This window comes from Lysobacter sp. TY2-98 (assembly GCF_003367355.1).
In the GTDB taxonomy this organism is placed as follows: domain Bacteria; phylum Pseudomonadota; class Gammaproteobacteria; order Xanthomonadales; family Xanthomonadaceae; genus Cognatilysobacter.
The window spans coordinates 590,571-602,363 of record NZ_CP031413.1; the positions used below are offsets into that span (position 1 = coordinate 590,571).

10 protein-coding genes are annotated in these 11,793 nt (G+C 67.0%); 7 read left to right on the forward strand and 3 right to left on the reverse strand.

Translation table 11 applies throughout. The features are described from left to right. Positions 1-52 precede the first annotated feature (52 nt). A complete protein-coding gene (locus tag DWG18_RS02905) occupies positions 53-1,363 on the forward strand; it encodes an MFS transporter (RefSeq protein ID WP_115645238.1) in 1,311 nt (436 codons plus the stop codon). Further along, positions 1,360-2,214 carry a metallophosphoesterase gene (locus DWG18_RS02910; RefSeq protein ID WP_115645240.1) on the forward strand — a complete coding sequence of 285 codons (855 nt, stop codon included), beginning with the start codon at positions 1,360-1,362 and terminating at the stop codon, positions 2,212-2,214. Before DWG18_RS02905 ends, DWG18_RS02910 begins: the two co-directional genes overlap by 4 nt. Positions 2,215-2,217: 3 nt before the next feature. On the opposite strand, the gene DWG18_RS02915 is transcribed toward DWG18_RS02910, so the two are convergent. Together DWG18_RS02915 and DWG18_RS02920 are read right to left on the reverse strand one after the other, a co-directional pair. Beyond that, positions 2,218-2,688 carry a hotdog fold domain-containing protein gene (locus tag DWG18_RS02915; protein ID WP_115645242.1) on the reverse strand — a complete coding sequence of 157 codons (471 nt, stop codon included), beginning with the start codon at positions 2,686-2,688 and terminating at the stop codon, positions 2,218-2,220. A gap of 63 nt (positions 2,689-2,751) precedes the next feature. Beyond that, a complete protein-coding gene (locus tag DWG18_RS02920; protein WP_115645244.1) occupies positions 2,752-5,226 on the reverse strand; it encodes an acyl-CoA dehydrogenase in 2,475 nt (824 codons plus the stop codon). A gap of 209 nt (positions 5,227-5,435) precedes the next feature. On the opposite strand from DWG18_RS02920, the gene DWG18_RS02925 reads away from it, so the two are divergent. From DWG18_RS02925 to DWG18_RS02945, 5 genes are read left to right on the forward strand one after another with little or no spacing between them, the layout of a single operon-like run. Next, positions 5,436-6,020 (forward strand): TetR/AcrR family transcriptional regulator, encoded by a 585-nt coding sequence (locus DWG18_RS02925; protein ID WP_115645246.1) that lies wholly within the window; start codon positions 5,436-5,438, stop codon positions 6,018-6,020. Between the two features lie 48 nt (positions 6,021-6,068). Next, positions 6,069-7,871, forward strand: coding sequence for a phosphoenolpyruvate carboxykinase (GTP) (locus DWG18_RS02930; protein ID WP_115645248.1), 1,803 nt, complete (start codon positions 6,069-6,071; stop codon positions 7,869-7,871). Continuing rightward, positions 7,868-8,446: a 2OG-Fe(II) oxygenase gene (locus DWG18_RS02935; protein WP_115645250.1), complete on the forward strand. Its 579-nt coding sequence runs from the start codon at positions 7,868-7,870 to the stop codon at positions 8,444-8,446. Before DWG18_RS02930 ends, DWG18_RS02935 begins: the two co-directional genes overlap by 4 nt. Beyond that, positions 8,443-9,465 (forward strand): hypothetical protein, encoded by a 1,023-nt coding sequence (locus tag DWG18_RS02940; protein WP_115645252.1) that lies wholly within the window; start codon positions 8,443-8,445, stop codon positions 9,463-9,465. The genes DWG18_RS02935 and DWG18_RS02940 overlap by 4 nt, the downstream gene beginning before the upstream one ends. 12 nt (positions 9,466-9,477) lie before the next feature. Further along, positions 9,478-11,052, forward strand: a complete 1,575-nt coding sequence (locus DWG18_RS02945) for a sulfotransferase (protein ID WP_115645254.1) — start codon at positions 9,478-9,480, stop codon at positions 11,050-11,052. On the opposite strand, the gene DWG18_RS02950 is transcribed toward DWG18_RS02945, so the two are convergent. Next, on the reverse strand, positions 11,053-11,730 hold the full coding sequence (locus DWG18_RS02950; RefSeq protein ID WP_115645256.1) for a putative 2OG-Fe(II) oxygenase: 678 nt from the start codon (positions 11,728-11,730) through the stop codon (positions 11,053-11,055). It abuts the gene before it with no gap. Positions 11,731-11,793 lie beyond the last annotated feature (63 nt).

Here is an 11,793-nt window from a genome sequence, read left to right on the forward strand (position 1 = left end):
GCGGTGCGGCCGCGCGGACGGTACGGTGCGCATCCCCGACCGGAAGCGATCGATGAGCGCGGATCCCGAGCAGTCCCCGGCCGAGCAGGGACGCGTGCGACGCGGCGAATGGCCGGCGCTACTGGTCTCGCTCGCCTACTTCTTCTGCGTGCTCACCGCGTACTACGTGATCCGTCCGGTGCGCGAGCAGTTATCCGCGGCGGTCGGCTCGACGCAGCTGCCGTGGTTCTACCTCGCCACGTTCATTTCGACGCTCGCGCTCACGCCGCTGTTCGCCGCGCTGGTGTCGCGCTGGCGGCGTCGCGTGATGGTGCCGGTGGTGTACGGCGTGTTCGTGGCCTGCCTGCTCGGCTTCATGCCGTTCTTCGCGCACCAGGATGCGCTCGACGCGCGCACGCTCGGCATCGTGTTCTTCGTCTGGGTGAGCGTGTTCAACCTGTTCGTGGTGTCGGTGTTCTGGGTGTTCATGTCTGACATCTGGTCGCCGGTGCAGGCGCGCAGGCTGTTCCCGCTGATCGGTTTCGCGGGCACCGCGGGCGCGCTGGCTGGGCCGGTGATCACCAGGTCGCTCGTCGGTGTCGTCGGCATCGCGCCGCTGCTCGGCGTGTCGGCCACGCTGCTGACTGTGGCGACGATATGTTCGATCGTGCTCGGTCGCTGGGCACGCGATGAGCAACGTCCTGAAACATTGGACGATGCACCGCTCGGTGGCGGGATGCTTGATGGCCTGAAGCAGGTCTTCGCCAGCCCGTTCATGCGCAACATGGCGATCCTGCTGATCCTTGCGGACGGCATCGGCACGATCAATTACGCGTTGCTCGCGGACTACAGCGGCGCGACGTTCGCGACTGGCGAAGCGCGCACCGCGTTCGCCGCGACCGTCGACCTGGCGTCGAACGTGTTCACCATGCTCCTGCAGGTGGGCGTGACGTGGTGGCTGATGCCGTTGATCGGACCCGGCCGCGCGCTGATTCTGTGGGCTGCGGTCGCGATGGTGTCGCTGGCGCTGGTCGTGTTCGCATCGGATGCGTACGCGCCGCTGGTGGGAACGATGCCGGCAGTGGCGGTCGCTGCGATCGCGAGTCGCGCGCTGGGCTACGGACTTGCGGAACCGTCGCGGCATGCGCTGTTCACGCAGGTCGCGCGCAGCGAGCGCTACAAGGGCCAGAACGCCGTCGACACGGCGGTGTGGCGATTCGGTGACCTTCTGGTGGCGCTCACGATGAATGGCATGAAGACCCTCGGCGCGAGCGTCGGCGGCGTCGCGTCGATCGGGCTGGCCGCGGCTGCCGCGGCCGCCGCGATTGGCTGGCGCCTGTCACGCGTCCGCGATCTGGTCACGCCGGTGTCGCGCCGCACATGAGGCCGGCGCTCCGTCACTGGGCGCGGCGCCTCTTCTTTGCCTGGGTGGCGATCGCTTTCGCCGCCATCGCTTACGGCGTGTTCGTCGAACCACGCGAGCTGGTCGAGCGTGATTACACGATCGCGATACCGCACTGGCCGGCCGCGTGCGAAGGCCTGCGCCTCGATCACGTCAGCGATGTCCATACGGGTTCGCCGAACAACGGGCTGGAGAATCTGGACCGCGTCATCGCGAAACTCGTCGCGAGCGATTCCGATGCGGTCGTGATGACCGGCGACTACGTGATCCTGAGCGTGCTCGGCGGCAAGTACATTCCCGCCGACGTAAGCGCGCCGCGCTGGCGTGCACTCACCGCGCGCAAGCCGGTCTACGCCGTGCTCGGCAACCACGACTGGTGGAAGGGTGGGCTGCAGGTGCGACGCGCGCTGGAAGCCGCGGGCGTCGTCGTGCTCGAGGACGAATCGACGCGCACCACGATCCGCGGCTGCCCGCTGTGGATCGTCGGCGTCGGTGATTTCTGGACCGCGAAGCACGATGTGCACAAGGCCTTCGCGGGTGTAAACGACGACGCGCCGGCGATCGCGCTCACGCACAACCCAGTGCTCCTCGACGAGATTCCCCTGCGTGCATCGCTGCTGCTGGCCGGGCACACGCACGGCGGACAGATTTCGCTGCCCTTCGTGGGGCAGCCCGCGAAGTGGGGCAAGCCGGAGAACCGTTACATCCGCGGCTTCTATTCCGAGAACGGTCGCGAGCTGTTCGTCTCCCCGGGCATCGGTACGAGCATCCTGCCCATGCGCCTCGGCGTACCGCCGGAGATCTCGCGACTGACGCTGCGCGCCACGCGCTGAGCGTCAGGCGTCGCCCGTCGGTCGCGCCGAAACCCACATCCCGATCACTGCGCGGACCACGATCTCGTTGGAGGGATCGCGCACCTCCACGACCACGGGCACGTCGCCCGTCTGCCGGCTGTCGACGATGCCGCGGACGGTCGCCGTGGCGGTCATGCGCCCCATCGCCTTGCGCAGGTATTCGACCTGCATGCCTTTCGGAATCCATCGCAGCGTCGGGGGCAGACCGGCTTCGATCGCGAGGCCAGCCGCCAGCTCGGCGGCATTGCACAACGCGATCGCATGCACGGTGCCGATGTGGTTCGTGACTGCGCGTCGGTGTCGGAACGAGACCACGCAGCGTCCCGGCTCCAGCGCATCGACGCGCGGCGCGATGCTGGCGAAGTAGGGCGCCTTGAAGCAGACGGCGCGCGAGAACAGCCACGTGCCGAGCGGCCAGCGCGTCACACGGCGATGCAGGGCGAGCAGGTTCATGCGAACTCCCGATACGACGACGGCGGGTCGAGCCCGCCGTCGTGATTCAACATTCCGATGCGATCAGGCCGCGACGCGCTGGCCTTCCGGATTTACCACGGCGGCGTAACCCGACGAGCGCAGTTCCGACGCTTCGAAGTCGTCGACGCTGATCGTGTCGATCGTCATCTCGCGCAGCTGCTCGAGCTGGCGACGCTCGTCCGCCGTGATCCAGCCGCGCTCGACCGCCAGCGTGAGCTGCGACGCGAAGTCATGCGCTTCCACCTCGTGACCCTTGAGCGCCTTCTGGAACTTGCGCTCGATGGGCTCGGCGGCGACGACGGCGGGGAGGTAGCTGTCGATGCGACCGGCGGGGTTGTGCGGACCCGGCGTCAGGAAGGCGCCGCGGCCGATGCGGTCGCGCGCTTCGCCCGGCGTCATCAGGATCGACGCGACCTTGCGGCTGAGGCGATCGCTCGGCGCAACGGCGCGGCGGCCGAACGGGAACACCAGCGCCCACAGCAGCCAACCGACCGGGCGCACCGGGAAGTTGCGCAGCGCGGCCGACAGCGACAGCTCCAGCTTGTGCATCGAGTTGTGGAACGCCCAGGCGAGCAGCGGGCGATCGGCCGTCGGCGCATCCTGGTCGTGATAACGCTTGAGCATCGCGCTCGAGATGTACAGCTGGCTCAGCACGTCGCCGAGGCGGCCCGACAGCGACTCCTTGAACTTCAGCTTGCCGCCGAGCAGCAGCATCGAGGTGTCGGCCATGAGCGCGAGCACCGACGAGTAGCGGTTGAGCTTGCGGAAGTAGCGCTTGGTGTAGTCGTCGCCCGGCGCCGCACCGATCGTCGCACCGGTGATGCCGAACCACAGCGAACGCACCGCGTTGCTGATCGCGAAACCGATATGGCCGAACAGCGCCGAATCGAAGTCACGCAGGCCCTGCGCGCGGTCGGGGTTGTTCGCGGCCTTCATCTCCTTGAGCACCCACGGATGGCAGAGGATCGCGCCCTGGCCGAAGATCATCAGCGAGCGCGTCATGATGTTCGCGCCTTCGACGGTGATGCCGATCGGCGACGCCTGCCACGCGCGTCCGAGGTAGTTCTTCGGCCCGAGGATGATGCCCTTGCCGCCGTGGATGTCCATCGCATCCTTGACGAGCTCGCGGCCCATCTCGGTGCAGTGGTACTTGGCGATCGTCGACGGCACGGCCGGCAGCTCCCCACGCGTCACCGCTGCGGCCGAAGCTTCGGCGAGCGCAGTGATCGTGTACGCGTTGCCGCCGATGCGCGCGAGCGCTTCCTCGACGCCTTCGAAGCGACCGACCGACAGGCCGAACTGCTTGCGGATGCGTGCATATGCGCCGGTGACGCGCGCGCCCAGGCGCGAGCCGCCCGACGCGGTGGAGGGCAGGGTGATCGAGCGACCGATCGACAGGCACTCGACCAGCATCTGCCAGCCCTTGCCCGCATAGGCCTCGCCGCCGATCAGCTGGCGGAGCGGGATGAAGACATCCTTGCCACGGATCGGGCCGTTCTGGAATGGCGAGTTCAGCGGCATCGCGCGGCGACCGATCTCCACGCCCGCCGTGTCGCGCGGCAGCAGCGCGAGCGTGATGCCGATGTCGTTCTTCTCGCCGAGCAGGCCGTCCGGGTCGTACATGCGGAAGGCGAGGCCGATCAGCGTCGCGACCGGCGCGAGCGTGATGTAGCGCTTGTCGAAGGTGAGCTTGACGCCGACGACGCGCGCGCCGTTCCAGTCGCCCATGGTCACGATGCCGTAGTCGGGAATCGACGTGGCATCCGAACCCGCCCACGGGCCGGTGAGGCCGAAGCACGGCACTTCGCGGCCGTCGGCGAGGCGCGGCAGGTAGTAGTCCTTCTGCTCCTGGGTGCCGTAATGCATCAGCAGCTCGGCCGGGCCCAGGGAGTTCGGTACGCCGACGGTGGAGCTGACCACCGACGAGATCGACGCCAGCTTCTCGATCACCTTGTGGTTGCCCAGCGCGGTGAAGCCGAGGCCGCCGTACTCCTTCGGCACGATCATGCCGAAGAACTTGTTGCGCTTGATGTAGTCCCAGAGCTCCGGCTGCAGGTCGGCGTGTACGTGCGTGATCGACCAGTCGTCGACCATGCGGCACAGTTCCTCGACCGGGCCGTCGAGGAAGGCCTGCTCGTCTTCGCGCAGCGTCGGCTTCGGCTGCGAGAACAGGACGTTCCAGTCCGGCTTGCCCGAGAACAGCTGGCCTTCCCACGCGACCGTGCCGGCTTCGAGCGCGACGCGCTCGGTCTCCGACAGCGGCGGCAGGATCTTCTTGTAGAAGCCGAAGAGCGGTTTGGTGACCAGCGCCTGGCGCAGCGCGGGCACGAGCAGCGGGATCGCGATGATCGCGAAGAGGACGGCGGCGACGGCGGTCGCCGTCGAGTTCGCGCCGACCAGCCAGGCCGCGACGAGGCCGACAACGGAGATTGCGACCCACGGCGCGAGGCGCATGCGGTGGTAGGCGGCCACGCCGCCGAGGATCAGCAGGACGAGGAAGGGTGCGGCGATGCTCATTGGAGCGCTCCAGCGGACGGGCGTCCGCGCGGGGTTTCGGGCTGGCGGTGGCGGTCGGGCGCGGCATTCAAACGGCAGCATGAAACACCCGACATACGGGCGAGTATGGTAACGTTTCCCGACCGCTGTCAACGGACATTTCGCGGCCGGAATGTCCGATCGTTGTCCGCATACTGTCCCGGCCGGACCCGTACGGATACACTGCCCCCATGACGACCGAAACGCCGGCCAAGTCCGACCGCACGGGGCGCCTGAGCGCCGACGACTGGGCGCAAGCCGCTCTCGACCTCATCGCCGAACAGGGCGTCGCCGCCGTCGCGGTCGAGCCGCTGGCGCGCCGTCTCGGCGTCACCAAGGGCAGCTTCTACTGGCACTTCCCGTCTCGCGAGTCGCTGCTCGTCGCCGCGCTCGAGCGCTGGGAGAAGACCGAGCAGGAGGCCATCTTCGGCCAGCTCGAGCAGATCGCCGATCCCCGTCAGCGTCTTCGCCAGCTGTTCGACGTCGTGGCGCACGAGGTCACCTCGCACATCATCTATTCGGCGCTGCTCAAGGCGCTGGACCACCCGATCGTCGCGCCCGTCATCGGCCGCGTCTCGCAGCGCCGCCTCGAATGGCTGGCCGCCTCCTTCCGCCAGGCCGGCCTCGACCCGCACGCCGCGCTCAACCGCGCGCGCCTCGCGTACGCCGCCTACGTGGGCTTCCTGCAGCTCAACCTCCAGCTCAACCAGACGCGCCTGCCGCGCGACGAGTTCGAGGCGTTCGTCGAGCACATGATGGCCACGCTGATCCCGTAGGGGATCGCCGCACCCGCTTTCCCATTCGCAATTGAAGGAGGTTCCCGCATGAACGCCCTCGTCCAGGACGTCGACAAACGCACCCCCGAGGTGCAGGGCCGCGGAACCACGCTGGACAGCCTGCGTCGCTGGGTCGACGACGTCGCCGCGCTTACGCGCCCCGACGCGATCCACTGGTGCGACGGCAGCGACGCCGAGAACGCCGCACTCGTCGCGAAGATGGAGAAGGACGGCACGCTGATCCGCCTCAACGAGCAGACGAACCCGGGCAGCTGGCTGCACCGCTCGCATCCGGACGACGTCGCGCGCGTCGAGCACCTCACCTTCGTCTGCACGTCCAACCAGGACGACGCCGGCCCGAACAACCACTGGATGGCGCCGGCCGACGGCCACGCGCAGATGGACGCACTGTTCGACGGCTGCATGGAAGGCCGCACGCTGTACGTCATTCCGTACTGCATGGGTCCGATCGATTCGCCGATCTCGCGCTGCGGCGTCGAGATCACCGACAGCCCGTACGTCGTCGCCAACATGCGCATCATGACGCGCATGGGCGAGGCCGCACTCCAGCGCATCGAGCGCGAAGGCACGTTCGTGCGTGGCCTGCATTCGACCGGCGAGCTCGACCCGAACCGCCGCTTCATCATGCATTTCCCGGAAGAGCTGACGATCAAGTCGTACGGCTCCGGCTACGGCGGCAACGCGCTGCTCGGCAAGAAGTGCCACGCGCTGCGCATCGCCTCGCACCAGGCCCGTCAGGAAGGCTGGCTCGCCGAGCACATGCTGATCCTCGGCATCGAGAACCCGCAGGGCGAGACGCACTACATCGCCGCGGCGTTCCCGTCGGCCTGCGGCAAGACCAACCTCGCGATGCTGATCCCGCCGGAGGGCTATCGCCAGGACGGCTGGAAGGTCTGGACCATCGGCGACGACATCTGCTGGATGCGCCCGGGCCCGGACGGCCGCCTGTATGCGATCAATCCGGAGGCCGGCTTCTTCGGTGTCGCGCCGGGCACGTCGGCGAAGTCCAATCCGAACGCGCTGGCCACGATCCGCAAGAACACCATCTTCACGAATGTCGGTCTGACGGCAGACGGCCAGCCGTGGTGGGAAGGCCTCGACGAAGGCACGCCCGCCTTTGACTGGCGCGGAAATGACTACGATTTCAACAAGGGCCCGGCGGCGCATCCCAATGCGCGCTTCACCGTGTCGGCCAAGCAGTGCCCGAGCTACAGCGAGCACGCGGAAGATCCGACCGGCGTGCCGATCAGCGCGATCGTGTTCGGCGGCCGTCGCGCGTCGCTGGTCCCGCTGGTGTTCGAAGCGCGCGACTGGACGCACGGGGTACTGGTCGGCGCCGCGATGGGCTCGGAGACCACGGCCGCGGCGACCGGCGCCGTCGGCGTCATGCGTCGCGACCCGATGGCGATGAAGCCCTTCTGCGGCTACAACTTCGCCGACTACTTCGCGCACTGGCTGTCGTTCGACAACGGACAGAACAAGCTGCCGAAGGTCTTCCACGTCAACTGGTTCCGCAAGGGCGACGACGGCAAGTTCCTGTGGCCCGGATTCGGCGACAACCTCCGCGTGCTGGAGTGGATGATCAAGCGCGTCGAAGGGCAGGCGGATGCGACGGAGACGCCGATCGGCGCACTGCCGCGCGAGCAGGACCTGAACCTCGACGGCGTGCAGCTCTCCGATGAATCCCGCGCCAAGCTGTTCGGCTTCGACCACGCGGGTTGGACCACCGAGTTCACGAGCATCGGCAACTACCTGCGCGAATACGGCCCGCGCATGCCGCAGGCGTTGCACGAGGAGCAGCAGCGGATCGCCGCTATGCTTGGCGGATGACCGCCACGCAACCGCTGAAACCGGCCCGTTCGTTCTCGGTGGACGGACGGGCCATCCACATCTTTGATGGGCTGCTGCCCAATGCGGGCGCGTACGAGCAGGGTCTCGCGCGCGCCGCGTTCACGCGCACCGAAGTCGCGCGCCCCGACACCGCCGGCTATCGCCATTGGGTGACTGAGACGCGCGTCGACGCGCTGCGCCAGCAGCCCATCTTCCAGCTCACGCTCGACGCGGTGCATTCGCTGCACCCGGCGCATCGTTACGACGTGCATCGCGCGTACACGAACGTCGCCAGCTACGGCGACATGCTGTTCACCCACGTCGACTGCCTGCCCGATCAGAAGGACCTCACCGCGCTCTGGTACATGTGCGAGCAGTGGGACGTGGAGTGGGGCGGCGAAACGGTGTTCTTCGATTCCGCCGATGAAATCGCCGCGGCTGTGCGTCCGTCGCCCGGGCGGCTGGTGATCTTCGACGGCGCGATCAAGCACGTCGGTCGTCCCCCCAACCGCATCTGCTACCACCCGCGCTACACCTTCGCGCTGAAGCTCCTGCGGACGGGCGCGACGGGATGAGTCGCGTGGATTTCGACGAGGCGAGCTGGTTCCCCGTCGACCTGCACGTGCCGGAGCGGTGGTTCGGATTTGCACGGATCGCGCCCGACGTCGTGGAGCGCTCGTCGTTTCTCGACACGCGCATCGAGGCGTCGATCGGCGTGCTCGAGCGCGTGCCGGTCGACCAGCTTCCAGTGCTCCCGCCTCCAGCGCGCGTGGGCTGGTTGTTCCATACCTCGTTCTGCGGATCAACGCTGCTCGCCCGCGCGCTGCACGGGACGGCGCGCACGGTGCTCCGCGAGCCGCTGGTGTTGCGTCGCCTCGGCGACGCACGTCGCGGTGGATGGAGTGTCGATGGTCTCGTCGATCCCGCGGTGCGCCTGCTCGGGCGCTCGTGGAGCGAGGACGGCCGGGTCGTCATCAAACCTACGCATGCGGCACTCAACGTCGGCCGCGAGCTGCTCGACGCTGCGCCCGCGACTCGCGGTGTGATTCTCACCTCGTCGCTGGATGACTTCCTGATCTCCAACATCAAGAAGACGCCGGAGACGCACGCCAAGGTGCCCGAACTGGCCGAGCGTGCGCTCAACGCGTCACCGTTCGGCGCGCGATTGCCCCGGGCCGCATTCGCCGCGCCCGACCTCCTGGAAGCGGTCGCGTTGCAGTGGGCGGCCCAGCGCGAGGTCTGCGCGGAGCTGTTGAATCACGCAGGCGACCGGCTTCGCACGCTGGATGCCGCCGACCTTTATGCGCATCCGGGGGAGATCGCTGTCGCGACTGCCGTCTGGCTTGGCGACGCCCCCGACGCGGCCGCCATTCGCCAGCGCGCAGCCCAGGTTGCGTCCCGCAACGCGAAGGCCATGGACGTCGCGTACGATGCAGCGGTGCGTGCCCGCGAGGCCGCCGCAATCGCGCAGCATTACGCGCGTGAACTCGACGCAGCGCGGGCATGGTTCGATCAACACGTCGCGCCGCATATGTCGGATGCGGCACGTAATCTCGGCTCCCGGTCGCCCCTGACGGCCGCGGCGTCGACCTGACCGGTCTTGACGATGCACCCGAATCAGCTCTGGATGGCCGGTGAGCAGGCCCTCGATCGCAAAAACTTCAAGCGCGCCGAAATCAGCTATCGGCAGGCTCTGGCAATTGACCCGAGGCATGCCCCTGCACTCGTCGGCCTGTCCTCCGCGCTCACTGGATTGAATCGTCACCGCGACGCCCATGACGCGGCGATGGAGGCGTTTCGGTTCCGGCCGCCGATTGCCCCCGTGCTGTTCGGGATTGCGCAACGGCTACGATATTTCCACGAATTCGAAGCGCTCGAGCAGTGCCTCGCGACGCCGTCGTTCGGCCTCGAGGCACCCGCCGACATCATCGCGAAAGCTGCGGTCATGCTGAGCTCGATCGGCGCCCATGACCCGGCGGTCGCGCTGGTCGAGCGGGGTCTCGTGAAGAAGCCGACGGACGCCGCTTGCCTGCACGTCCGCGGCAATTTCCACTACTTCCGCGGCGAGCTTGATCGCGCGGAAGCGTGCTATGAAGCGTCGCTGCGATCGGATCCGCTGCTGTTCCAGAATTCGATGATGCTCGCCGGCGTACGTCCTGCAACCGAGGAACGCAACTACGTCGAGCGCTTCCGTGAGCAGCTCAAGCTTGCGCGTCCCGGCGGGAACGGTGAGATCTATCTGCCGTTCGCACTCCACAAGCAGTTGCACGAGCTCAAGCGTTACGACGAAGCATGGGATGCGCTCGCGCGCGGTTGTGCCGCCAAGCGCAAGCAGATGCCGTATCAGCTGTCGTCGGACCGTGCACTGGTCGACGCGATCGTGGAAACCTGCACGGCGCAGTTCGTGGGCGAGACCAGCAGCGTCGAACAGCCCATCGTCCCGATCTTCATAGTCGGCATGCATCGATCGGGGACGACGCTGCTCGAGCGCATGCTATCCGGCCACAGTCGTGTGGGTGATGCGGGCGAGACGTCGGCGTTCCACGCAGAACTGGAACTGGCCGTTGACCGCGCAACGCCCGCCGGGCCGGATGCTACGTTCATCCACGCGGCGAAGGACGCCGACTTCGATGCGGTGGCACGCGGCTACGCGCGGCGCGCGCAATGGCTCGGCCGCGGCAAGCCGTATTTCACCGAGAAACTTCCGCAGAACTTCCTCAATGTAGGACTGATCGCCAAGACGATGCCCCAGGCGCGCTTCTTGCACCTGGTGCGCGATCCGATGGACACCTGTTTCTCCAACCTCAGGCAGCTTTTCTCCGGCGCTGCGCAATATTCCTACGCTTCGGACGAGCTCGCGGGCTTCTATCTTCTGTATCGGCGCACTATGGCGCACTGGCGACGCGTGCTACCGGGCCGTGTGCTCGACATCAGCTACGACAAGTTGATCGCAGATCCCGAGGCCATGGCGCGTCGCGTCGCGTCGCATTGCGGTCTTGTCTTCGAGGACGGGATGGTCGATATCCAACGCAGCTCGGGCACCGTCGCCACGCCCAGTGCGGGTACGGCGCGTCAGGGGTTCCGCAAGGATCGAGGGCAGGTCTGGCGCAACTACGAGCGCCATCTCGGGCCGCTACGCGCGTCGCTTCAACCGGCTTACGACGAGATATTACCGGTCTGATCAGCCGTTCTTGCTGCCGAACCAGCAGTTGAAGGCGATCGTTATGCGCTCGTCGCTGCCATAGAAAGGCAACACCTCGTGCGATACCCACGACGGAAACAGCACGAGCTGGCCCGCCTTGAGGCGGATGCTCCAGGTGCCGTGGTGGTAGGGCGCCTGCAGCCGAGCATTGCCCGCGTCCAGGAACATGTTGCTGTAGTAGTGCGGGTTGTGGAATCGCAACACGCCCGATTCCGGGTGGGCCGCCGATGGCTCGCCCTCGCTCACGCAATAGACACCCGACCACGACGCCATTGGATGCGTGTGCGCGATCACGAACCCCGGCCTGCGGGTGATGTGGAACCACGTATGCGAATAGATGCGGAAGTTGGCCATCTCCGCCGACGTATAGCCGTTGATCGTCTGGATCGTGCGCCCGAGTTCAGTCCAGCAGAACTCCCGCAGCTTCTGGACGCACGCTTCTGGCCAAGAAAACAAATTGAACTGGCTCTCGAATACACCCGCCTGCTGCTTGAGTGACGGATTGTCATTGGCGAAGCGGGGATCCTTCTCGCGTTCGAGAAGTAGCGCCTTCAGAGCGGCGTTGACTTCGAGATGCTCGTGAAAGCGCGCCTGCGCCAGCGGCACAGCGAACATCGACGCGAGTTCAGCCTGCTCGGGGAGATCTTCGGATGCCATGGGCGGATGTTGCCAACCGCCACCATGTGCTGCAAGGGCGCACAAAAAAAACTACGGCCCCTT

What these genes read in the sequence shown, in the direction of transcription:
- DWG18_RS02945 (WP_115645254.1), top strand. Translation starts at nt 9,478, where the DNA reads ATGCACCCGAATCAGCTCTGGATGGCCGGTGAGCAGGCCCTCGATCGC.
- DWG18_RS02935 (WP_115645250.1), top strand. Translation starts at nt 7,868, where the DNA reads ATGACCGCCACGCAACCGCTGAAACCGGCCCGTTCGTTCTCGGTGGAC.
- DWG18_RS02950 (WP_115645256.1), bottom strand. Translation starts at nt 11,730, where the DNA reads ATGGCATCCGAAGATCTCCCCGAGCAGGCTGAACTCGCGTCGATGTTC.
- DWG18_RS02915 (WP_115645242.1), bottom strand. Translation starts at nt 2,688, where the DNA reads ATGAACCTGCTCGCCCTGCATCGCCGTGTGACGCGCTGGCCGCTCGGC.
- DWG18_RS02925 (WP_115645246.1), top strand. Translation starts at nt 5,436, where the DNA reads ATGACGACCGAAACGCCGGCCAAGTCCGACCGCACGGGGCGCCTGAGC.
- DWG18_RS02905 (WP_115645238.1), top strand. Translation starts at nt 53, where the DNA reads ATGAGCGCGGATCCCGAGCAGTCCCCGGCCGAGCAGGGACGCGTGCGA.
- DWG18_RS02930 (WP_115645248.1), top strand. Translation starts at nt 6,069, where the DNA reads ATGAACGCCCTCGTCCAGGACGTCGACAAACGCACCCCCGAGGTGCAG.
- DWG18_RS02940 (WP_115645252.1), top strand. Translation starts at nt 8,443, where the DNA reads ATGAGTCGCGTGGATTTCGACGAGGCGAGCTGGTTCCCCGTCGACCTG.
- DWG18_RS02910 (WP_115645240.1), top strand. Translation starts at nt 1,360, where the DNA reads ATGAGGCCGGCGCTCCGTCACTGGGCGCGGCGCCTCTTCTTTGCCTGG.
- DWG18_RS02920 (WP_115645244.1), bottom strand. Translation starts at nt 5,226, where the DNA reads ATGAGCATCGCCGCACCCTTCCTCGTCCTGCTGATCCTCGGCGGCGTG.